General features: G+C 70.8%; 21 protein-coding genes. All 21 read left to right on the plus strand.

What is annotated here, in order from left to right:
• Window positions 1-63: 63 nt before the first annotated feature.
• Window positions 64-609: a bifunctional pyr operon transcriptional regulator/uracil phosphoribosyltransferase PyrR gene (gene pyrR, locus H521_RS0105250; RefSeq protein WP_026481931.1), complete on the plus strand. Its 546-nt coding sequence runs from the start codon at window positions 64-66 to the stop codon at window positions 607-609.
• Entirely contained in the window at window positions 609-1,559 is a 951-nt protein-coding gene (locus tag H521_RS0105255) for an aspartate carbamoyltransferase catalytic subunit (RefSeq protein WP_026481932.1), read from the plus strand. Before pyrR ends, H521_RS0105255 begins: the two co-directional genes overlap by 1 nt.
• Window positions 1,559-2,902, plus strand: coding sequence for a dihydroorotase (locus H521_RS0105260; RefSeq protein WP_022891981.1), 1,344 nt, complete (start codon window positions 1,559-1,561; stop codon window positions 2,900-2,902). The genes H521_RS0105255 and H521_RS0105260 overlap by 1 nt, the downstream gene beginning before the upstream one ends.
• Entirely contained in the window at window positions 2,895-3,497 is a 603-nt protein-coding gene (locus H521_RS21625; RefSeq protein WP_156891286.1) for a PH-like domain-containing protein, read from the plus strand. Before H521_RS0105260 ends, H521_RS21625 begins: the two co-directional genes overlap by 8 nt.
• Complete coding sequence (gene carA / locus H521_RS0105270) at window positions 3,490-4,692, plus strand: glutamine-hydrolyzing carbamoyl-phosphate synthase small subunit (protein WP_022891983.1); 1,203 nt, start codon at window positions 3,490-3,492, stop codon at window positions 4,690-4,692. Before H521_RS21625 ends, carA begins: the two co-directional genes overlap by 8 nt.
• Window positions 4,692-7,979, plus strand: coding sequence for a carbamoyl-phosphate synthase large subunit (gene carB, locus H521_RS0105275; RefSeq protein ID WP_022891984.1), 3,288 nt, complete (start codon window positions 4,692-4,694; stop codon window positions 7,977-7,979). The genes carA and carB overlap by 1 nt, the downstream gene beginning before the upstream one ends.
• On the plus strand, window positions 7,976-8,854 hold the full coding sequence (gene pyrF, locus H521_RS0105280; protein WP_022891985.1) for an orotidine-5'-phosphate decarboxylase: 879 nt from the start codon (window positions 7,976-7,978) through the stop codon (window positions 8,852-8,854). The genes carB and pyrF overlap by 4 nt, the downstream gene beginning before the upstream one ends.
• Before the next feature lie 16 nt (window positions 8,855-8,870).
• Window positions 8,871-9,773, plus strand: a complete 903-nt coding sequence (gmk, locus tag H521_RS0105285; protein ID WP_026481934.1) for a guanylate kinase — start codon at window positions 8,871-8,873, stop codon at window positions 9,771-9,773.
• Between the two features lie 63 nt (window positions 9,774-9,836).
• Window positions 9,837-10,094, plus strand: coding sequence for a DNA-directed RNA polymerase subunit omega (gene rpoZ, locus H521_RS0105290; protein ID WP_022891987.1), 258 nt, complete (start codon window positions 9,837-9,839; stop codon window positions 10,092-10,094).
• A gap of 13 nt (window positions 10,095-10,107) precedes the next feature.
• A complete protein-coding gene (gene coaBC / locus H521_RS21630; protein ID WP_022891988.1) occupies window positions 10,108-11,385 on the plus strand; it encodes a bifunctional phosphopantothenoylcysteine decarboxylase/phosphopantothenate--cysteine ligase CoaBC in 1,278 nt (425 codons plus the stop codon).
• Window positions 11,382-12,575, plus strand: a complete 1,194-nt coding sequence (metK, locus tag H521_RS0105300) for a methionine adenosyltransferase (protein ID WP_022891989.1) — start codon at window positions 11,382-11,384, stop codon at window positions 12,573-12,575. The genes coaBC and metK overlap by 4 nt, the downstream gene beginning before the upstream one ends.
• A 1-nt stretch (window position 12,576) precedes the next feature.
• Window positions 12,577-14,535 (plus strand): primosomal protein N' family DNA-binding protein, encoded by a 1,959-nt coding sequence (locus tag H521_RS0105305; RefSeq protein ID WP_022891990.1) that lies wholly within the window; start codon window positions 12,577-12,579, stop codon window positions 14,533-14,535.
• 27 nt (window positions 14,536-14,562) lie between these two features.
• Window positions 14,563-15,498, plus strand: a complete 936-nt coding sequence (fmt, locus tag H521_RS0105310; RefSeq protein WP_022891991.1) for a methionyl-tRNA formyltransferase — start codon at window positions 14,563-14,565, stop codon at window positions 15,496-15,498.
• 17 nt (window positions 15,499-15,515) lie between these two features.
• Window positions 15,516-17,030 carry an RsmB/NOP family class I SAM-dependent RNA methyltransferase gene (locus H521_RS21635; protein ID WP_084511981.1) on the plus strand — a complete coding sequence of 505 codons (1,515 nt, stop codon included), beginning with the start codon at window positions 15,516-15,518 and terminating at the stop codon, window positions 17,028-17,030.
• Window positions 17,031-17,039: 9 nt separating this feature from the next.
• Window positions 17,040-17,711 carry a ribulose-phosphate 3-epimerase gene (gene rpe, locus H521_RS0105320; protein WP_022891993.1) on the plus strand — a complete coding sequence of 224 codons (672 nt, stop codon included), beginning with the start codon at window positions 17,040-17,042 and terminating at the stop codon, window positions 17,709-17,711.
• 9 nt (window positions 17,712-17,720) lie between these two features.
• Complete coding sequence (locus H521_RS0105325) at window positions 17,721-17,984, plus strand: phosphoribosyl-ATP diphosphatase (protein WP_022891994.1); 264 nt, start codon at window positions 17,721-17,723, stop codon at window positions 17,982-17,984.
• A gap of 44 nt (window positions 17,985-18,028) precedes the next feature.
• The gene (hisG, locus tag H521_RS0105330; RefSeq protein WP_022891995.1) at window positions 18,029-18,871 is read left to right on the plus strand and encodes an ATP phosphoribosyltransferase; all 843 of its coding nucleotides are present in this window, start codon (window positions 18,029-18,031) and stop codon (window positions 18,869-18,871) included.
• A gap of 7 nt (window positions 18,872-18,878) precedes the next feature.
• Window positions 18,879-19,640, plus strand: coding sequence for an imidazole glycerol phosphate synthase subunit HisF (gene hisF / locus H521_RS0105335; RefSeq protein WP_022891996.1), 762 nt, complete (start codon window positions 18,879-18,881; stop codon window positions 19,638-19,640).
• Window positions 19,637-20,008 (plus strand): phosphoribosyl-AMP cyclohydrolase, encoded by a 372-nt coding sequence (gene hisI, locus H521_RS0105340; protein WP_022891997.1) that lies wholly within the window; start codon window positions 19,637-19,639, stop codon window positions 20,006-20,008. The genes hisF and hisI overlap by 4 nt, the downstream gene beginning before the upstream one ends.
• Window positions 20,009-20,025: 17 nt before the next feature.
• Window positions 20,026-21,549, plus strand: coding sequence for an anthranilate synthase component I (locus tag H521_RS0105345; protein WP_022891998.1), 1,524 nt, complete (start codon window positions 20,026-20,028; stop codon window positions 21,547-21,549).
• Window positions 21,546-22,202, plus strand: coding sequence for a Trp biosynthesis-associated membrane protein (locus H521_RS0105350; protein WP_022891999.1), 657 nt, complete (start codon window positions 21,546-21,548; stop codon window positions 22,200-22,202). The genes H521_RS0105345 and H521_RS0105350 overlap by 4 nt, the downstream gene beginning before the upstream one ends.
• Window positions 22,203-22,228 lie beyond the last annotated feature (26 nt).

Below are 22,228 nucleotides of genomic sequence, written 5' to 3' on the forward strand. Positions count from 1 at the left end.
ACGATAGACTTCTTCGAGTTGACAACCTTTAAGGCCGTCCCGTGAGGCGGAGAAGGGAGTCGTTTGATGGCACGTGCCGTGCTGAATCAGGCTGACATCTCGCGGGCACTGACCCGCATCTCGCACGAGATCCTCGAATCGAATCGTGGAAGTTCGAATCTCGTCATCCTCGGCATTCCGACTCGTGGCGTGTACCTCGCCCGTCGCATCGCCGAGACCATCGCCCGCATCGAATCCCATGTCGACGCGCCGCCGGCGGGTGCGCTCGACGTCACGATGTACCGCGACGACCTCACGCGCACGCGCACTCGCACGCCCCAGCCGACCGAGCTGCCTCCCGGAGGCATCGACGGCAAGACGGTCGTGCTCGTCGACGACGTGCTCTACTCGGGCCGCACCATCCGGGCGGCGTTCGACGCGCTGAGCGACCTCGGCCGTGCGCGCGCCGTGCGGCTTGCCGTGCTCGTCGATCGCGGGCACCGGGAGTTCCCGATCCGTGCGGACTTCGTGGGCAAGAACCTGCCGAGCTCGGCTCGCGAGCGGGTCAACGTGCGGCTTCATGAGATCGACGGCGATGACGCCGTCACGATCGACGAGGGCGAGGAATGATGCGGCACCTGCTGAGCACCCGCGAACTCTCCCGCGAAGAGGCGATCGAACTCCTCGACATCGCCGAAGACATGGCGGCGGTGCAGGAGCGCGAGGTCAAGAAACTGCCGACGCTGCGCGGAAAGACCGTGGTCAACCTCTTCTTCGAGGACTCGACGCGCACGCGCATCTCGTTCGAAGCCGCGGCGAAGCGACTGTCGGCCGACGTCATCAACTTCAGCGCCAAAGGATCCAGCGTGTCGAAGGGCGAGAGCCTGAAGGACACGGCGCAGACGCTGCAGGCGATGGGCGCCGACGGGGTCGTCATCCGCCACCACGCCTCGGGGGCGCCATTCACCCTCGCGACGAGCGGCTGGATCGACGCCGGCGTCGTCAACGCCGGCGACGGCACGCATGAGCACCCGACCCAGGCGCTGCTCGATGCGTTCACGATGCGGCGGCGCCTGCACGGCGCGGCATCGCGAGGCCGGGGGCTCGACGGCGTGCGCGTCGTGATCGTCGGTGACGTGCTGCACTCGCGCGTTGCCCGCTCGAACGTCTGGCTGCTCGCGACGCTCGGAGCCGAGGTCGAGCTCGTCGCCCCGCCGACCCTCGTGCCGGTCGACACCTCGACGTGGCCGGCGGTCGTCGGCTACGACCTCGACGCCGCGCTCCGCCGCGCACCAGACGTGGTCATGATGCTGCGCATCCAGGCCGAGCGCATGCACGCGGCGTTCTTCCCGAACAGCCGCGAATACGCGCGCACTTGGGGTCTCGACGACGCCAGGTTCGACGCGCTGCCCCCCAGTACGATGGTGATGCACCCGGGTCCGATGAACCGCGGGCTCGAGATCGCCGCCCGCGCGGCCGATTCACAGCAGTCGACCGTGCGCGAGCAGGTCGCGAACGGAGTTTCAGTGAGAATGGCCGCCCTGTACCTGCTGATGTCCGGTGATCGAGGGGAAGCCTGATGAACGAGCGATTCCTGATCAACGGCGCCACGCTGCCCGGCGGTGAGCGAGCCGACCTGCTGCTCGACGGCGGCGTCATCGCCGAGGTCGGCAGCATCGCGGATGCCGCGGGCGCGACCGTCATCGATGCCGACGGGCTGATCGCGCTGCCGGGCCTCGTCGACCTGCACACGCACCTTCGCGAGCCGGGTTACGAGCAGAGCGAGACCGTGCTCACCGGCACCCAGGCCGCCGCAGCCGGCGGATTCACCGCGGTGTTCGCGATGGCGAACACCTTCCCGGTCGCCGACACCGCCGGTGTGGTCGAGCAGGAGGCGAGCCTCGGCCGCGCCGCCGGCTACGCCACGGTGCAGCCGATCGGCGCCGTGACCGTCGGCCTCAAGGGCGAACAGCTCGCCGAGCTCGGCGCGATGGCCCGATCCCGCGCGAACGTGCGGGTGTTCTCCGATGACGGGTTCTGCGTCTCCGACCCGCTGCTGATGCGCCGGGCGCTCGAGTACGTCAAGGCGTTCGACGGCGTGATCGCCCAGCACGCGCAGGAGCCACGACTCACCGAGGGCGCGCAGATGAACGAGGGCGCGCTCTCGGGAGAGCTCGGCCTCACGGGCTGGCCCGCCGTCGCTGAAGAGTCGATCATCGCCCGCGACGTGCTGCTCGCCGAGCACGTGCGCTCTCGCCTCCACATCTGCCACGTCTCGACCGCAGGGTCGGTCGAGGTGATCCGCTGGGCGAAGGCCCGCGGCATCGACGTCACCGCCGAGGTGACACCGCACCACCTGCTGCTCACCGAAGACCTGATCGCGGGATACGACCCCCGCTTCAAGGTGAACCCGCCGCTGCGCCGCAGCGAAGACGTCGAGGCGCTGCGCGCGGCCCTCGCCGACGGCACCATCGACATCGTCGCCACCGACCACGCACCGCACCCGGTCGAGGCGAAGGAGAGCGAGTGGCAGGCTGCGGCCAACGGCATGGTCGGCCTCGAGTCGGCCCTCGCCGTGGTGCACGCCGCCATGGTCGAGACCGGTCTCATGACGTGGGCGGATGTCGCGCGCGTGCTGTCGTCGGCACCGGCACGCATCGGCGGGCTGCGCGGCCACGGCGAGGCGCTGGCCGCCGGTGCGGCACCCGAGCTCACCCTGTACGACCCCTCCGCGGCAGCCGAGTTCGATCTCGACCGACTCGCGGGCCGCAGCACGAACTCGCCCTATCTCGGCCGGCGCCTTCCGGGCCGCGTCGTCGCGACCTTCCACGGCGGCTACCCGACCTTCCTCGACGGCGCGGTGCGTCCGGCCGACGAGGTCGCCCGCAACGCGGCATCCGCTCAGGGGGTCTCGCATGGATAAGGTGATCGGCGTCATCGTCGCGGTCGTCGTCGTCGGGCTCGCGGGCTGGCTCATGTACCGCTCGTGGAAGCGACGAACCGCGCGCGACGAATCCCTCGGCTCGTATCCGGTGCCCGCCGCGCACGGGGCGCCGACGCTCGATGCCGAGGTGCTCTACGTCGCGACCACGCCCGTCGGCGAACCGCTCGAGCGCCTCGCGGTGCACGGCCTCGCCTTCCGCGGCTCGGGCCATGTCGAGGTGCTCGCCGAGGGTGTGATCCTCCGCATCGCGGGGGAGTCGCTCACCTTCATCCCCGCCGATCGGCTCGTCGGCGCCGGGGTCGCGAGCTACGCGATCGATCGCGGCGTCGAGCCCGAGGGCCTGATCGCCCTCACTTGGATCCCCCAGGTGCGGCAGGCGAGCGAGCACGCCGAACGACGAGTCGACAGTTACGTCCGCGCCCGGTATCCGGGCGACTCGGCCAAGATCATCGGGGCCGTCAACGACATCGCCGAAGCGCCGGCCGCGCAAGCCGCGCCGCGATCGGAACAGGACATCGCCGCAGCGCCAGCCGCGCTTCGGCCAGAGCAGGAGAGTGAGGCCTCGCATGACTGAGACCCCCACGACCACGAACGAGGCCGCCGTGCTCGTTCTCGAAGACGGGCGCCGGTACGACGGCCGCGCCTACGGTGCCCGAGGGCGCACCCTCGGTGAAGCGGTGTTCGCCACCGGCATGACCGGCTACCAGGAGACGCTGACCGATCCCTCGTACGCCGGCCAGATCGTCATGATGACCGCGCCGCACATCGGCAACACGGGCATGAACGACGAAGACATGGAGTCCGCACGCATCTGGGTGGCCGGCTTCATCGTGCGCGATCCCTCGCGCGTCGTCTCCAATTTCCGCTCGCAGCGCAGCCTCGACGACGACCTGGCGGCAGCCGATGTCGTCGGCATCAGCGGCATCGACACGCGAGCACTCACCCGCCACTTGCGTTCGGCCGGCGCCATGCGCGCCGGCATCTTCTCGGGTGACGACGCGCTGCTGACCCCCGGCGAGCAGCTCGACCTCGTGCAGGGCGGTGCGGCGATGTCCGGCGCCAACCTCTCGGGGGCCGTCTCGACGACCGAGACGTACTCGCTGCCCGCCGTCGGCGAGCGCATCGGCACGGTCGCGGTGCTCGACCTCGGCGTGAAGACGTCGACCCTGAAGTACCTCGCCGAGCGCGGGTTCGACGTGCAGGTCGTGCCGCAGTCGATCACCGCCGAGGAGGTGCTGGCACTCGAGCCCGACGCCCTGTTCTTCTCGAACGGGCCGGGCGACCCCGCGGCATCCGATCGCCATGTCGAACTGCTGCGCACCACCCTCCGCGAGGGGCTGCCCTACTTCGGCATCTGCTTCGGCAACCAGCTGCTCGGCCGCGCACTCGGCTTCGGCACCTACAAGCTGCCGTTCGGACATCGCGGCATCAACCAGCCGGTGCTCGACAAGGCGACGGGCCGGGTCGAGATCACCGCGCACAACCACGGCTTCGCGGTCGATGCCCCCATCGACCGGGTGAGCGAGTCGAGCGAGGGCTTCGGCCGGGTCGAGGTGAGCCACTACGACCTCAACGACAACGTCGTCGAGGGGCTCAACTGCCTCGACATCCCCGCGTTCAGCGTGCAGTACCACCCCGAATCGGCGGCAGGGCCGCACGACGCGAACTACCTCTTCGATCGATTCCGCGACATGGTCGTCTCGACCCGTTCGACCGGCTCACCGACCGAAACCTCGACGAGCACCGCGACCGAAGGAAGCAACGAGTAATGCCCAAGCGCGACGACATCAACAGCGTCCTCGTCATCGGATCCGGTCCGATCGTCATCGGACAGGCCGCCGAGTTCGACTACTCGGGCACTCAGGCGTGCCGCGTGCTCCGCGAGGAGGGCGTGCGGGTCATCCTCGTGAACCCGAACCCCGCGACGATCATGACCGACCCCGACTTCGCCGACGCGACGTACATCGAGCCGATCACGCCCGAGATCATCGAGTCGATCATCATCAAGGAGAAGCCCGACGCGGTGCTCCCGACGCTCGGCGGCCAGACGGCGCTGAACGCGGCCATCGCGCTGCACGACGCGGGCATCCTCGAGAAGCACGGTGTCGAGCTCATCGGCGCGAAGGTCGACGCCATCCGCAAGGGCGAAGACCGCCAGCTCTTCAAGGACCTCGTGATCGAGGCCGGCGCGGGTGTCGCCAAGTCGCACGTCGCGAAGACGCTCGAGCAGGCCAAGGAGTTCGCCCTCGACCTCGGCTACCCGCTCGTGGTGCGCCCGTCGTTCACGATGGGCGGCCTCGGATCGGGCTTCGCGTACACCGAGGAAGACCTCGTGCGCATCGTCACCCAGGGCCTGCACGACTCGCCCACGACCGAGGTGCTCCTCGAGGAGTCGATCCTCGGCTGGAAGGAGTACGAGCTCGAGCTCATGCGCGACACCGCCGACAACACGGTCGTCGTCTGCTCGATCGAGAACGTCGACCCCGTCGGCGTGCACACCGGTGACTCGATCACCGTGGCGCCCGCTCTCACGCTGACCGACCGCGAGTACCAGCACCTGCGCGACATCGGCATCGACATCATCCGTGCAGTGGGCGTCGACACCGGCGGCTGCAACATCCAGTTCGCGATCGACCCGGCCGACGGCCGCGTCATCGTCATCGAGATGAACCCGCGCGTCTCCCGCTCGAGCGCGCTCGCCTCGAAGGCCACCGGCTTCCCGATCGCGAAGATCGCCGCGAAGCTCGCCATCGGCTACCGCCTCGACGAGATCCCGAACGACATCACCCGGGTCACCCCGGCGTCGTTCGAGCCGACGCTCGACTACGTCGTCGTCAAGGTGCCCAGGTTCGCGTTCGAGAAGTTCCCGGCCGCCGACCCCACGCTCACCACGACCATGAAGTCGGTCGGCGAGGCGATGGCGATCGGCCGCAACTACGCGACCGCGCTGCAGAAGGCGCTCCGCTCGCTCGAGAAGCGCGGCTCCTCGTTCCACTGGGGCGAAGAGGACCGTTCGATCGAGGAGCTCCTCGAGGTCGCATCCGTGCCGACCGACGGCCGCATCGTGGTGGTGCAGCAGGCGCTCCGCAAGGGCGCGTCGATCGAGCAGCTCTTCGAGGCGACGAAGATCGACCCGTGGTTCCTCGACCAGATCGTGCTCATCAACGAGGTCGCCGAGACCATCGCCTCCGCCGAGAACCTCGACACCGAACTCCTGCTGCTCGCGAAGGACCACGGCTTCTCCGACGCGCAGATCGGCCAGCTCCGCGGCTTCGGCGAGGCCGACGCCCGCGAGGTGCGCCACATCCTCGGCATCCGCCCGGTCTACAAGACCGTCGACACGTGCGCGGGGGAGTTCCCGGCGCTCACGCCGTACCACTACTCGAGCTACGACTTCGAGACCGAGGTCGAGCCGAGCGATCGCCGCAAGGTCGTCATCCTCGGCTCGGGCCCGAACCGCATCGGCCAGGGCGTCGAGTTCGACTACTCGTGCGTGCACGCCTCGTTCGCCCTCTCGGCGGCGGGCTTCGAGACGATCATGATCAACTGCAACCCCGAGACGGTCTCGACCGACTACGACACGAGCGACCGGCTCTACTTCGAGCCGCTCACGCTCGAAGACGTGCTCGAGGTCATCCACGCCGAGTCGCAGTCGGGCGAGCTCGTGGGCGTCGTCGTGCAGCTCGGCGGCCAGACGGCGCTCGGGCTCGCCAAGGGCCTCGAGGCCGCCGGCATCCCGATCCTCGGCACGACGCCCGATGCCATCGACCTCGCCGAAGAGCGCGGGCTCTTCTCCGGCATCCTCGACGCCGCGGGCCTCCTCGCACCGAAGAACGGCACTGCGATCGACCTCGCCGGCGCCGTGCACGTCGCGGAGGGCATCGGCTACCCGGTGCTCGTGCGTCCGAGCTACGTGCTCGGCGGCCGTGGCATGGAGATCGTCTACGACTCGCCGTCGCTGGCCGACTACTTCGCACGCATCGAGGGTCAGGGCATCGTCGGTCCGACTCATCCGCTGCTCGTCGACCGCTTCCTCGACGACGCGATCGAGATCGACGTCGACGCACTGTACGACGGCACCGACCTCTACATCGGCGGCGTCATGGAGCACATCGAGGAGGCCGGCATCCACTCCGGCGACTCGAGCTGCACCCTGCCGCCTGTGACCCTCGGCCGCGCCGAGGTCGACCGAGTCCGCGAGGCGACGCGTGCCATCGCCGAGGGCATCGGCGTGCGGGGCCTGCTGAACGTTCAGTTCGCGATCGGAGCCGGCGTGCTCTACGTGCTCGAGGCCAACCCCCGTGCCAGCCGCACCGTGCCCTTCGTCTCGAAGGCGCTCGGCATCCCGCTCGCGAAGGCCGCCGCGCGCATCATGGTCGGCGCGACCGTCGCCGAGCTCATCGACGAGGGCATGCTGCCCGCCTCCGACGGATCGCGGGTGCCGTTCGACGCGCCCGTCGCCGTCAAGGAGGCCGTGCTGCCGTTCAACCGCTTCCGCACCCGCGAGGGCATCATCGTCGACTCCGTGCTCGGCCCCGAGATGCGCTCGACCGGCGAGGTCATGGGCATCGACAAGGACTTCCCGACCGCGTTCGCGAAGAGCCAGCTCGCAGCCTACGGCGGCATGCCCACCTCGGGCACGGTGTTCGTCTCGGTCTCCGACCGCGACAAGCGCGCGATCATCCTGCCGGTGCTGCGCCTGCAGCAGCTCGGCTACGACATCGCCGCGACCGAGGGCACGGCGGAGGTGCTGCGTCGTAACGGCATCCGCGCCCAAGAGGTGCTGAAGTTCAGCGAGAAGACGAGCGACGACGCCGCCTCGGTCGTCGAGCTCATCAACCGCGGTGAGGTCGACGTCGTCGTGAACACCCCGAGCGGTCGCTCCTCTCGGGCCGACGGCTACGAGATCCGCGCGGCGGCGGTCGCCCGCGACATCCCGCTGTTCACGACGATCGCCGAGCTCTCGGCCGCCGTCGCCTCGCTCGACGTGCAGCGCGACGGGTTCGAGGTCACGAGCCTGCAGGAGTACCAGCTCCGCCGGGAGGCGAGCGCATGACCGAGGTCACGCCGTTCGGCGAGCGGCTCGAGGCCGTCTTCGCCGCCTACGGCAAGCTCTGCGTCGGCATCGATCCGCATGCCGGGCTGCTCGAGCAGTGGGGCCTGCCCGACTCGGCAGAGGGCGTGCGGGAGTTCGGCCTGCGGGTCGTCGACGCGGCGGCCGGCCGCACCGGCATCGTGAAGCCCCAGGTCGCGTTCTTCGAGCGCCACGGCGCCGTCGGCTACGCGGTGCTCGAACGCATCATGGCCGAGGCGCGCGACGCCGGACTGCTCGTGATCGCCGACGTGAAGCGCGGCGACATCGGCACGAGCGTCGAGGCCTACGGCCAGGCGTGGCTTCGCCCGGGTTCGAGCCTCGAGGCCGACGCCATGACGATCAGCGCCTACCAGGGACTCGGCTCGATCGAGGGCGTGCTGACCGCGGCCGAGGCCGCGGGCAAGGGCCTGTTCGTGCTCGCCGCGACCTCCAACCCCGAAGCCGCCGCGATCCAGCGTGCGGTGCTCCAGCAGTCGAGCCGGGCCGGCAGCACGGTGGCACAGGCGATCACGAGCGGCGTCATCGCCTGGAACCACGGGCGAGCGGATGCCGCGAACCACCCGCTCGGCTCGGTCGGCGTCGTGCTCGGCGCGACGATCGACCTGCGCACCTCGGGCATCGACCTCGACACCGACCCGCCCAAGCCCGGCCTGCCGGTGCTGGCACCCGGTTTCGGGCACCAGGGCGGAGAGCTCTCCGAGCTGCGGGCCATCTACGGATCGCTCGCCGCCGGGGTCATCGTGAGCGAGTCGCGTTCGCTGCTCGGCGTCGGGCCCGATGCGCTCGCAGAGGCGATCACCCGCCGTGTCGACGAGGTGGGGGCCGCGAGTGTCTGAGCACGAGACCACCACTGTGCGGCAGTCGCCGCCCGAGGTCGACCGGGTCGCGGCATCCCGTGCCGCCGTCGCCGCGCGTCGCGCGAGAGCCACCGTCAAGTCGGCGGTCGCCGCGGGCTCCCGGAGCCCCCTCGATGTGCTGCGCGAGGCCTTCGAGTCGCCAGAGGGCGTCGAAGGTCGCTTGCGCGTCACCGAGTTCCTCACCTCGATCCCGGCGATCGGGCAGACGAAGACCGCCCGTATCATGCACGAGCTCGAGATCTCGCCGTCGAAGCGTCTCGGCGGCCTCGGGCGGCTGCAGCGCCGCCGGCTCCGCGAGTTCCTCGCCGACTGGGTCGCCGCCCACGGCGGCACGGGCGACCGACTCGTCGTGCTGGCGGGCCCGACCGCGGTCGGCAAGGGTACGGTGGCCGACTACATCCGCCGCCATCACCCCGATGTGCGCCTCTCGGTCTCGGCGACGACCCGCCCGCCACGGCCGGGCGAGGTCGAGGGCGAGAGCTACTTCTTCGTCGACGACGCCGAGTTCGATCGCCTCGTCGAGAACGGCGAACTGCTCGAGTGGGCGACGGTGCACAACGCCTCGCGCTACGGCACGCCGCGTAAGGCGGTCGAAGAGGCGATCGCCGCCGGAAACAGCGTGCTGCTCGAGATCGACATCCAGGGAGCGCGATCGGTTCGCCGCGCCGCGCCCGAGGCGACGCTCGTGTTCCTGCTGCCGCCGAGCTGGGACGAACTCGTGCGCCGGCTCGTGGGTCGGGGCACCGAGAGCCCCGCCGAACAGCAGCGCCGGCTCGAGACCGCGAAGGTCGAATTGGCCGCCGTCGACGAGTTCGATCACCAGGTCGTGAACCACGACGTCGCCGAAGCCGCGCGAGAGGTCGTAGACTTGATGAGATCTCGCAAGGGTCGGCGTTGAGCTGCCCTCGTCACGACTTTCCGCGCACTGCGGGTGCGCACCCCACGATCAAGGAGTCATTCCATGGCTGAGAAGCTGTCCGGCATCATCGATCCTCCCATCGACGACCTGCTCTCGAAGGTCGACTCGAAGTACCAGCTCGTGATCTTCGCGTCGAAGCGCGCGCGCCAGATCAACGACTACTACGCCGACCTGCACGAGGGCAGCCTGTTCGACAACGTGGGCCCGCTGGTCGACTCGTCGATCGACGACAAGCCGCTCTCGGTCGCCCTGCACGAGATCAACGAAGACAAGCTCCGGCTCCGCCCGATCGCCGAGTGATCCGGAGGGCCGGATGACTCGGCTCAACATCGTCGTCGGCATCACGGGCGGCATCGCCGCCTATAAGGCCGTCGGCGTCGTTCGCGCCCTCGTGCTCGCCGGACACGACGTGCACGTCGTGCCGACCGAGGGCGCTCTGCGCTTCGTCGGGCGACCGACGCTCGAGGCGATCTCACGCAACCCGGTGCACACCGAGCTCTACGAGGGCGTCGCCGAGGTGCGGCACGTGGCCATCGGCCAGGCGGCCGACCTCATCGTCATCGCACCGGCGACGGCGAACTCGATCGCGAAGCTCGCCGCCGGCCTCGCCGACGACCTGCTCGGCAACACCGTGCTGGCGAGCCTCGCACCGGTCGTCATCGCGCCCGCGATGCACACCGAGATGTGGCAGCATCCCGCCACGCAGGCGAACATCGCGACGCTGCGTTCGCGCGGCGTGACGATCGTCGGCCCAGCCGTCGGCCAGCTCACCGGTGCCGACAGCGGCCCCGGCCGTATGGAGGAGCCCGACGAGATCGTGCGCGCTGCACTCCGGCGCGCTGCAACCGGCCATGAGCCCATCGCAGCATCCGCAGTGCCCGGCGACCTCGCCGACCGGCACGTCGTCGTCACCGCGGGCGGCACGCGAGAGCCGCTCGACCCCGTGCGATTCCTCGGCAACCGCTCGAGCGGCAAGCAGGGCATCGCCATCGCCGAGGCGGCCAGAGCACGTGGTGCGCGGGTCACGCTCATCGCGGCGAACCTCGAGGTCGCCGAACCCGAGGGCTGCGACATCCGCAGTGTCTCGACGGCGCTCGAGCTGCAGCAGGCCGTGACCGACGCCGCCCGCGGCGCCGACGTCGTGGTGATGGCGGCAGCCGTCGCCGACTACCGCCCCGCGAACGTCAGCGAGGCGAAGATCAAGAAAGACCAGAGCGACGACGGCCTGACCCTCGAGCTCGTGCGCAATCCCGACATCCTCGCCGGGCTCGGCCATGCGCCGCATGACGGCACCGTGCTCGTCGGATTCGCAGCGGAGACCGAGGCCGACGACGAACGCCTGCTGGCGCTCGGCCGGGCCAAGCGCGAGGCGAAGGGCGCCGACCTGCTCGTCGTGAACCGGGTGGGCTGGAACGAGGGGTTCGCGAGCGACGAGAACCACGTCGTCGTCATCGGCCCAGACGGCTCCGTCGTCACACGAGCACACGGAACGAAGCTGTCGGTGGCGCATGACATCCTCGACGTGGTTGTCTCGGTTACGACGACTGCGGCACGTGCCGCGACCACCACGAAGGAATCCGATCCCGCATGAGCGCACTCCGCCTCTTCACCTCCGAATCCGTCACCGAGGGGCACCCGGACAAGCTCTGCGACCAGATCTCCGATTCCATCCTCGACGCGCTGCTGCGTGAAGACCCGAACAGCCGGGTCGCGGTCGAGACGCTCGTGACCACTGGGCTCGTGCACGTCGCGGGCGAGGTCACGACGAGCGGCTACGTCGAGATCCCGGCGATCGTGCGCGAGCGGGTCTCCGCCATCGGCTACAACTCCTCCGATGCGTGGTTCGACGGCCGCTCGTGCGGCGTCTCGGTGTCGATCGGCGGGCAGTCGCCCGACATCGCCCAGGGCGTCGACCACGCGTTCGAGTCGCGCGAGCGGGCGAGCGTCGATGCGCTCGACCAGCAGGGCGCCGGCGATCAGGGCATCATGTTCGGCTACGCGACGCGCGAGACGCCCGAGCTCATGCCGGTGCCGATCTGGCTCGCGCATCGCCTCGCCGAGCGGCTCGCCGCGGTTCGCAAGAACGGTGAGCTCGACTACCTGCGCCCCGACGGCAAGACCCAGGTCACCATCGGCTACGACGGCCAGGTGCCGCAGACCGTCGAGACGGTGGTGCTCTCGACCCAGCACACGCTCGCGATCTCGACCGAACAGCTGCGTGCCGAGGTCGAAGAGCTCGTGATCCGGCCGGTGCTCGACACCGTCGAACTCGCGCGACCCGAATTGACCGTGCTCATCAACCCGACCGGTCGCTTCGAGATCGGCGGTCCGCAGGGCGATGCCGGGCTCACCGGCCGCAAGATCATCATCGACACCTATGGCGGCGCGAGCCGCCACGGCGGCGGTGCCTTCAGCGGAAAGGACCCCTCGAAGGTCGACCGCTCGGCGGCATACGCCATGCGCTGGGTCGCCAAGAACGCCGTGGCGGCGGGCCTCGCCGACCGGCTCGAGTTGCAAGTGGCGTACGCCATCGGCAAGGCGGCTCCGGTCGGCCTGTACGTCGAAACCTTCGGCACCGGCGTGCTCGCCGACGAGCAGATCATCGCGGCCATCCGCGAGGTCTTCGACCTGCGTCCGGCCGCGATCATCCGCGATCTCGACCTGCTCCGGCCGATCTACGCGCAGACTGCGAGCTACGGCCACTTCGGCCGTGAGCTGCCCGACTTCACGTGGGAGCGCCTCGACCGGGTCGACGACCTGCGCACCGCTGCCGGGCTCTGACGTGGCCGGCGGCTCCGTCGCCCGCGTGCTCGTCGACTCGCCGTTGCCCCAGCTCGACCAGCTCTTCGACTACGCGGTGCCCGCGCGGTTGCGTGAAGCGGCGCGCGCGGGCGTGCGGGTGCGGGTACCGTTGCGATCCGGCGGGCGCATCGCGAACGGCTGGCTCGTCGAACTCGCAGCATCGAGCGAGTTCGACGGGCGACTGAGCGAGCTCGAAGACGTCGTCTCCGAGGTGCCGCTGCTGATGCCCGAGGTCTGGGCACTGGCCCGCGCGGCGGCCGACCGTGCCGCGGGCAACGCGGGCGACATCCTGCGGGTGGCGATTCCCAGCCGGTACGTGCGAGCCGAGCGCGCCTGGCGAGCGGCCGAGCCCGATGCCGGTGAGCTGCCGGGGCCGGCGGCCCCGATCCCCGGCTACGAGCCCGGCCGCATCGAGACCGGCATCGAGGCCGGCGAGCGGATGTCGCTGGCCGCCGACCCCCGACCGGTGCGGCTCGCCTCGAGCGAGTGGGTCGGCGCCTGGGCGGCGACGCTCGCCGCTGCCGCCGCGCACACGCTCGCTCGCGACCGCTCGAGCCTCATCATCGTGCCCGACTATCGCGACCAGGAGCAGCTGCAGGCGGCGCTCGCCGACCGTCTCGATGCCCGCCGCGTGCTGCGCACCGACGCGCGTCAGACCGGCGGCGAGCGATTCCGCTCGTTCCTCGATGCCACGGGGCCAGAGGCCCGCGTCATCATCGGAAACCGCTCGACGGTCTACGCGCCGGCGAGCCGGCTGGGTCTCATCGCCATGTGGGACGACGGCGACTCGCTGCAGAACGAGCAGCTCGCCCCCGGCGTGCACCCGCGCGATGCCGCGCTCATCAGGCAGGAGCAGTCGGGTGCCGCACTGCTCTTCGTCGGTCACACGCGCAGCGTCGAGGTCGAACGACTCGTCGAGATCGGCTGGGTTCGCGACGTGCCGGCGGTCAGGCACGTGCGACCGCGCGTCACTCCGACCGAGCAGCAGGCTTCGCCCGAACCAGGCTCGGCACGTATCCCCTCGAGCGCCTGGCGTGCCGCGCAGCAGGCGATTCTCGAGGGTCCGGTGCTCGTGCAGGTCGCGCGCCCCGGCCACGCACCGCTGCTCACGTGCGATCGCTGTCGCGAGCCGGCACGGTGCATCGCCTGCGGCGGAGCTCTGGTCGTGCCGCGCAGCGGCGGCGACCCCCGATGCGTGCTCTGCGGCAGCAGCGGGAGCACGTGGCGCTGCCCCGTGTGCGAGTCGCCGAAGCTGCGCGCCGCGACGGTGGGCGCCAGTCGCACCGCGGAAGAGCTCGGGCGGGCGTTCCCGACCTCGCGGGTGATCCTCTCCGACGGCGAGCGGCCGGTGCTGCGGGTGGGCGCTGAACCGGCCCTCGTGGTGGCCACTCGCGGTGCGGAGCCGATCGCCGACGGCGGATATCGCGCTGTCCTCCTCCTCGACGGCGAACGCATGCTGCTGCGCGAGTCGCTTCGCGTCGCCGAAGACTGCCTGCGGTGGTGGTCGAATGCCGCGGCGCTCGCGGCACCCGGCTCGCCGGTCTACCTGGTCGGCGTCGCCGGGGCCCTCGCCACCGCGTTCGCATCGTGGCGCCAGGCCGATTGGGCGAGCGGTGAGCTCGCGAGCCGGCGCGCTCTGCGCTTCCCGCCCGCCGTCCGGGTGGCCAGCGTCACCGCGGCGCCCGCACTCGTGGCACGTGCGCTCACCGCGTCGAGCGAATCGGCCGAGGGGGTCGACGCCCTCGGGCCGGTGCCGGTCGACGAGGGGCTGGAACGTGCGATCGTGCGCTTCGACTACGCCGCGGGCGCGGCCGTCGCGAAGGCGCTGAGGGCCGAGATGATCCGGGTCGCCACCGAGCGCCGCAGACCGGTGACCGGACGGCCGCCGAAGCGGCCGTCGGTGCTGCGAGTACGCTTCGACGACCCCGAGGTGCCGTAGCCACCGCCACGTCGGCGACAATGGAGTGTGCAGAAGCTCCGCATCGTCTTCGCCGGCACTCCTGCCGCCGCCGTTCCGTCACTCGAACGCCTCGCGGCGAGCGGCCACGACCTCGTCGGCGTCGTCACGCGCCGGCCGGCCCCGCTCGGTCGCAAGCGCGTGCTGACGCCGTCGCCCGTCGCGCAGGCGGCAGCCCGCCTGCACGTGCCGCTCATCGAGGCGAATCGCCTCGATGCCGACGCCACCGCGCATGTCGCTCAGCTCGCCCCCGACCTGGGTGTCATCGTCGCGTACGGCGGGCTCGTGCGCGAACCACTCCTGTCGACACCGGTTCACGGCTGGATCAACCTGCACTTCTCCCTGCTTCCCGCCTGGCGAGGCGCCGCCCCCGTGCAGCACTCGCTCATCGCCGGCGACGGGGTGACCGGCGCGGCCGTCTTCCAGCTCGTTCCCGAGCTCGATGCCGGTGGCGTCTTCGGCACGCTGCGGCATCCGCTCGCCGGAGACGAGACGGCCGGTGAGCTGCTCGACGAGCTCGCGGTCTCGGGCGCGCAGCTGCTCGCAGGCGTGGTCGACGACATCGCGGCGGGCACCGCGCGAGCTACGGCACAGGTCGGCGAGCCGAGTCTCGCACCGAAGCTCACGATCGACGATGCGCGGCTCGACTGGTCGCTTCGGGCCGACGCCGTGCACGCGCGCTTCCGCGGGGTCACGCCCGAGCCCGGGGCGTGGACGACGATCGACGAGCAACGGGTGAAGGTCGTCGAACTCGCGCGGCCTCTCGATGCCGCACCGGCTCCTGCGCTCGCCCCCGGCGAGCTGCGCCTCGACGCACGCAGGCTGCTGATCGGCACGGCCACGACACCGCTCGAGTTGCGTCGCGTGCAGCCCGCCGGCAAGCCGGTGATGGCTGCCGCCGACTGGTGGCGCGGCGCCGGTCGACTCGTGGCGGTGGCCCGATGAGCGGCGACGGCCCTCGCATGCCGCGCGCCAGTGGCGAACCTCGCGGCGGGCAGCGCGGACGCGGCGGACCGGCCCGCCGCACCGAGGGAATGCGAGCCGCGAAACCCCCCATCGCGCCCGCCCGCATCGTGGCGCTCGAGGTGCTCGAGGCTGTGCGGGCCGACGAGGCCTACGCGAACCTGCTCCTGCCCGTCCGCATCCGCCGGGCCGGCCTCGACCGCGCCGACGCGGCGTTCGCGACCGAGCTGACCTACGGCACGCTTCGCATGCAGGGCTTCTACGATCACGTGATCGAGCTCGCGGCGAATCGACCGGCGAGCGCGATCGACCCCGCCGTGCTCGACGTGCTGCGGCTCGGCGCGCACCAGTTGCTCGCGACGCGAGTCGCCACCCACGCCGCTGTGAACGAGCAGGTCGAACTCGCTCGGAGGGTGGCACCGAAGGCGGCCGGGTTCGCCAATGCGGTGCTCCGCAGCATCTCGCGCACGGCACCCGAAGAGTGGCGCGAGCGCGTCGCCGAGATCGCGACCGGTGACGACGCTCGCCTCGCGGGCGTCACGAGTCATCCCGAGTGGATCGTGCGCGCCCTGCGCACCGCGCTCGACCGAGAGGGGCGCGCCGATGAGCTCGAGGCGCTGCTCGGCGCCGACAACGCCTCGCCGCGCGTGAACCTCGCGGTGCTGCCCGGGCTCGAGGTCGACACCGACGAGCTCGAGGGCTTCGAGCCCGACAGGTTCTCCCCGATCGGTGCCGTCGCGGCCGATCCGATCGCCGCCGCCGAGGGGTCGGGCGGTCGCATCCGGGTGCAGGACGAAGGCTCGCAGCTCGCCGCGCTGGCCCTGACCCGCGCGGTGCCGGTGCGCGCGGGGGAGCGATGGCTCGACCTCTGCGCCGGGCCGGGCGGAAAGACGGCAGTGCTCGCCGCCGAGGCGCTGACCGGCGGGGCGGTGCTCACCGCCAACGAGACCGTGCCCGTGCGCGCCGAACTCGTTCGCGGCGCGATCTCGGGTGTGCCGATCGATGTCGAGGTGCACGTCGGCGACGGCCGAGACCTCGATCTCACCGGGCTCGACGCACCCGGCGGGTTCGATCGCATCCTGCTCGACGCACCGTGCACGGGGCTCGGCGCCCTTCGCCGGCGGCCGGAGGCGCGATGGCGCAAGGCGCCGTCGGATGTCGCCGAGCTGACGAAGCTCCAGGGCGAACTGTTCGACAGCGCGTTCGCCGCGCTCGCGCCCGGCGGCATCCTCGCGTACGTGACGTGCTCGCCGCACACCGCGGAGACGCACGGCACCCTCGGTGCCGCCCTGCGGAGGGCCGGGGCGTCGGCGGTGCAGCTCGACACCCGGGCGGTCGTCGCCGGGCTGTCGCGGCATCCGCTCGACCTCGCCGGCGATGCGGAGACGGTGCAGCTCTGGCCGCACCGTCACGGCACTGACGCGATGTTCATCGCACTCGTGCAGAAACGAGGCGACGCAGGGCCTGTCGGCGCAGCCGCCGTCGAGACCGGCGCAGGCCGCGCCGATCGATAGGGTGGCAGCATGACGACGCGGATCAACCCGAGCATCCTCGCTGCCGACTTCGCGAACCTCGAGCACGAGCTCGGGCGCATCGCGAGTGCCGATCTCGTGCACGTCGACGTCATGGACAACCATTTCGTGCCGAACCTGACGTTCGGCCTGCAGATGGTCGGGCGCCTCCAGCAGGTCAGCCCGATTCCGCTCGATGTGCACCTCATGATCGACGACCCGGAGCGCTGGGCACCCGGCTATGCCGAGACGGGCGCGTTCTCGGTGACCTTCCATGCCGAGGCGACGACCGACCCGGTGGCGCTCGCGCGGCGGCTCCGCGAGATCGGCGCGCGCGCCGGCATCGCACTGAAGCCCGGCACCGCGGTCGAGCCGTACCTCGAACTGCTGCCCGAGTTCGACCAGGTGCTCGTGATGACCGTCGAGCCCGGCTTCGGCGGGCAGTCGTTCATGGCCGAGACGATGCCGAAGCTCGATCGGCTGGCGAGCACCGTGCGCGAAACCGGTCTCGACGTCTGGCTGCAGGTCGACGGCGGCATCTCGCTCGACACGATCGGCATCGCCGCCGAGGCGGGTGCGAACACCTTCGTCGCCGGCTCGGCGGTCTTCGGCGCAGAGGTACCCGCCGAGCGCATCGCCGAGCTTCGTGACGCCGCGTCCGCGCACACCCACACGCACCGGTAGCCTAGAAGTGTGAAGACCTTCGACGACCTCTTCGTCGAGCTCGAAGCCAAAGCCCGAACCCGCCCAGAGGGTTCCGGCACGGTGCGCGAGCTCGACGCCGGCGTGCACGCCATCGGCAAGAAGATCGTGGAAGAGGCGGCCGAGGTGTGGATGGCCGCCGAGTACCAGAGCGACGACGAGACCGCAGAAGAGATCTCGCAGCTGCTGTACCACCTGCAGGTGCTGATGCTCGCGAAGGGGCTCTCGCCCGCCGACGTGTACCGACATCTCTGATCATGCCCAAGGCCGATCAGAACCGTCGACACGAAAGTACTGAAATGCTCCGAATCGCCGTGCCCAACAAGGGCTCGCTCGCTGAAACCGCTGCGCAGATGCTGTACGAGGCCGGGTACACCGGCCGCCGCGACCCGCGCGACCTGCACACCGCCGACCCCCGCAACGGGGTCGAGTTCTTCTACCTCCGCCCGCGCGACATCGCGACGTACGTCGGCTCCGGCGCCCTCGACGTCGGCATCACGGGCCGCGACCTCCTGCTCGATTCGGGCTCGGATGCCTCGGAGATCGCGCCACTCGGATTCGGCGACTCGACCTTCCGCTTCGCCGGCCCGGCGGGCTCGTTCGCCGAGCTGTCCGATCTCGACGGCGTTCGCGTCGCCACGAGCTACCCCGGGCTCGTCGGCTCGTTCCTGGCCGGTCACGGCGTCACGCCGGCGAAGCTCGTGAAGCTCGACGGCGCCGTGGAGTCCGCGGTGCGGCTCGGGGTCGCCGATGCGGTCGCCGACGTCGTCTCCACCGGCTCAACGCTGCGTCAGGCCGGCCTCGAGATCTTCGGTCCGGTCATTCTCGACTCCACGGCCGTGCTCATCGGCTCCGGGGTCGACAAGCCCGGTGCCGCGACGCTGCTGCGCCGCCTGCAGGGCGTGCTCGTGGCTCGCCAGTACGTGCTGCTCGACTACGACGTGCCGCTCGAGCACCTCGAGCGGGCCACCGCGGCTGCTCCCGGATTCGAGTCGCCGACGGTCTCGCCGCTGCACGACCCCGAGTGGGTCGCCGTGCGCGTGATGATCCCTCGGGTCGACATGAACCACGTCATGGACGAACTGTACGAGCTGGGGGCGCGGGCCATTCTCGTCGGCGCCATTCACGCGGCTCGGTTGTGAGACGGCCATGTCCCTCGCCGTCCGTGTGATCCCGTGTCTCGACGTGGCCGCAGGCCGCGTCGTGAAGGGCGTCAACTTCCAGAACCTGCGCGATGCCGGTGACCCGGTCGAGCTCGCCGCGCGCTACGCCGAGCAGGGCGCCGACGAACTGACCTTCCTCGACGTCACCGCGACGGTCGACGACCGTTCGACCACCTACGACATGGTGCAGCGCGTGGCCGAGCAGGTGTTCATCCCGCTCACGGTGGGCGGCGGCATCCGCTCGACCGACGACGTCGCACGCTTGCAGGGGCACGGCGCCGACAAGATTGGGGTCAACAGCGCTGCCATCGCCCGGCCGCCGCTGATCGCCGAGATCGCCGATCGGTTCGGCGCCCAGGTGCTCGTGCTCTCGCTCGATGTCAAGCGGTCGGGCCGCACGCCATCGGGCTTCGTCGTGACGACGCACGGCGGACGCACCGAGACCGACCTCGACGCGCTCGAGTGGGCGCGGCGGGCGATCGAGCTCGGCGCCGGTGAACTGCTCGTCAACTCGATCGACGCCGACGGCACGAAGGCCGGATTCGACCTCGAGCTCACCGCGCTCATGCACGAGTTGTCGAGTGTGCCGGTGATCGCCTCGGGCGGCGCCGGCACGGTCGCCGACTTCGCGCCGGCGATCGCCGCCGGTGCCGACGCAGTGCTCGCGGCCTCCGTCTTCCACAACGGCGAAGTGACGATCGGCGAGGTGAAGGCCGCTCTGGCCGCCGATGGGAGGATCGTGCGATGACCACCGAATCGACGGTCGACGAGGCCCTCGACCGCGCCGTCTTCAACGCCGACGGCCTGCTGCCCGCCGTCATCCAGCAATGGGACTCAGGCGAGATGCTCATGCTCGGCTGGATGGACCGCGAGGCGCTGCGGCGCACCCTCACCGAGGGCCGTGTCACATTCTGGTCGCGCTCGCGCCAGGAGTACTGGCGCAAGGGCGACACTTCGGGCCACGCCCAGTACGTGCGATCGGCGGCGCTCGATTGCGACGCCGACACCCTGCTCGTACGGGTCGAGCAGATCGGGGCGGCCTGCCACACGGGCACCCGAACCTGTTTCGACGGCGACCCGATCGCCGCGACCGCCGGGTTCCCACCCGCCGACTGACTCGAGGAGCACACACGTTGGCCGACGCGACCACCACCTTCGACGAGTTCACCGCCCTGCTCGCCGGGCGCCGAGTGGTGCCCGTCGTACGCGAGCTCTTCGCCGACGGCGAGACGCCGGTGGGCATCTACCGCAAGCTCGCAGGCGGGCCGGGCACCTTTCTGCTCGAGTCCGCCGAGCAGGGCGGCATCTGGTCGCGCTACTCCTTCGTCGGCGTCTCGTCGTACGGGGTGCTCACCGAGCGCGACGGCGGGGTGGTCTGGCAAGACCACGGGCTGAGCGCCGAGCGCGCACTCGGCGACGCTGCCGGGCTCGCCCCACTCGCCGCACTCGAGGCGTTGTTCGAGCGCTGGCGCACCGAAGACGTGCCCGGCGCCCCTCCGCTCACCGGCGGCCTCGTCGGCTTCATCGGGTGGGAGGCGATCCGCCAGATCGAGCGGCTGCCGAATCGCCCGCCATCGGACTTCCCGGTGCCCGGTCAGGCGTTCGCGTTCGTCTCGGAGCTCGTCGTCATCGATCACCGCACGGGCACAGTGCAACTCGTCGCCTCGGTGCTGAACGACCGCGGCGACGAGCCCGGCGAGCTCTGGAACGACGCTCAGGCGCGGCTCGACCGCCTGCAGCTGGGGCTCGCGCAGCCCGCAGAGGCATGGCTCGCCGAGATCGACCTCGGTCGTGCCGCCGACCCGGTGCACCGCACCGAGAAGGCCGACTTCCTCGCCGCCGTCGATCGCTCCAAGCAGTACATCCGCGACGGTGACATCTTCCAGGTGGTCATCTCGCAGCGGTTCGAACAAGAGGCGACGGCGCATCCGATCGACGTGTACCGCGTGCTCCGCAGCCTGAACCCGAGCCCGTACATGTACCTCCTGCATCTCGACGACACCGAGGGCGAGCCGTACTGGATCGTCGGCTCTTCGCCCGAGGCGCTCGTCAAGGTGCAGCAGGGTCGGGTGTTCACGCATCCCATCGCCGGCTCCAAGCCGCGAGGCGCCACGCCAGAGGCCGACGCCGACCTCGAGTCCGAACTGCTCGCCGATCCGAAGGAGCAAGCCGAGCACCTGATGCTCGTCGATCTCGCCCGCAACGACCTCGCGAAGGTCTGCGACGCCGGCACCGTCGAGGTGACCGAGTTCATGCGGGTCGAGCGCTTCAGCCACATCATGCACCTCGTCTCCTCGGTCGAGGGCGATCTCGTGTCCGGCGCCAACGCCATCGACGTCTTCCGCGCCACGTTCCCGGCCGGCACCCTCTCGGGCGCACCGAAGCCACGAGCCCTCGAGATCATCGATGAACTCGAGCCCGCGCAACGCGGCGTCTACGGGGGAGTCGTCGGCTACTTCGGGTTCGGCGGCGACGCCGATCTCGCGATCGCGATCCGCACCGCGACGATCTCGGGCGGCGTGGCCAGGGTGCAGGCGGGCGGCGGGCTCGTCGCCGACTCCGATCCCGAGTCGGAGTACCAGGAGTCGCGCAACAAGGCCGCAGCGCCGCTGCGCGCCGTCGCCGTGGCGAACGCCATGCACCGGGTGGAGTCATGACGCCGGCGCACATGAAACTGCCGTCGATCCTCGCGATCATCGTCGGGGCCGGGCTCGTGCTGCTCTCGTGGAGCCAGACCTGGTTCGAACTCGTCATCGAGGCGAGCACCGCCGTCGGCGCGGGCGACCCGATCGCCGTTGCCGGCAGCATCGCATCACCGGCACTCGCCGCGCTCGGCCTCGCCGGCCTCGCGGTCGCTCCCGCCCTCGGCATCGCGGGGCCCGGCATCAGGTTCGTGCTCGGCGTGCTCGGCGTCGTCGTGGGTGGCTGCGTGCTGCTCGCGGGCGGCATGTCGCTCGCAGACCCGGTCGGTTCCGTCTCGGCAGCGGTCACGGAGGCGACGGGGGTCGCCGGCGCCGCCCCCACCGCCGAACTCGTGGCATCCGTCACCGCGACGGCGTGGCCGTGGGTCGCCATGCTCGGCGGCGTCGTGCTCGTGATCGCGGCACTCGCCGTGCTCGTGACGGGCCGCCGCTGGCCGGCCTCGTCGCGCCGCTACAGCGATTCCCGCCTGGCCGACGATGCGGCACGCTCGGGCGGCGCCCCGGGCGCAGAGCGCCCGGCATCCGACCAGGCGATCGACGACTGGGACGGCCTCAGCCGCGGCGACGACCCGACCGGCGACGAGAGCCCCAGCGGCGCGAGCCGCTAGACTGACCGACGAAAACCCCGCACGAA

This window comes from Agromyces subbeticus DSM 16689 (assembly GCF_000421565.1).
GTDB lineage: Bacteria > Actinomycetota > Actinomycetes > Actinomycetales > Microbacteriaceae > Agromyces > Agromyces subbeticus.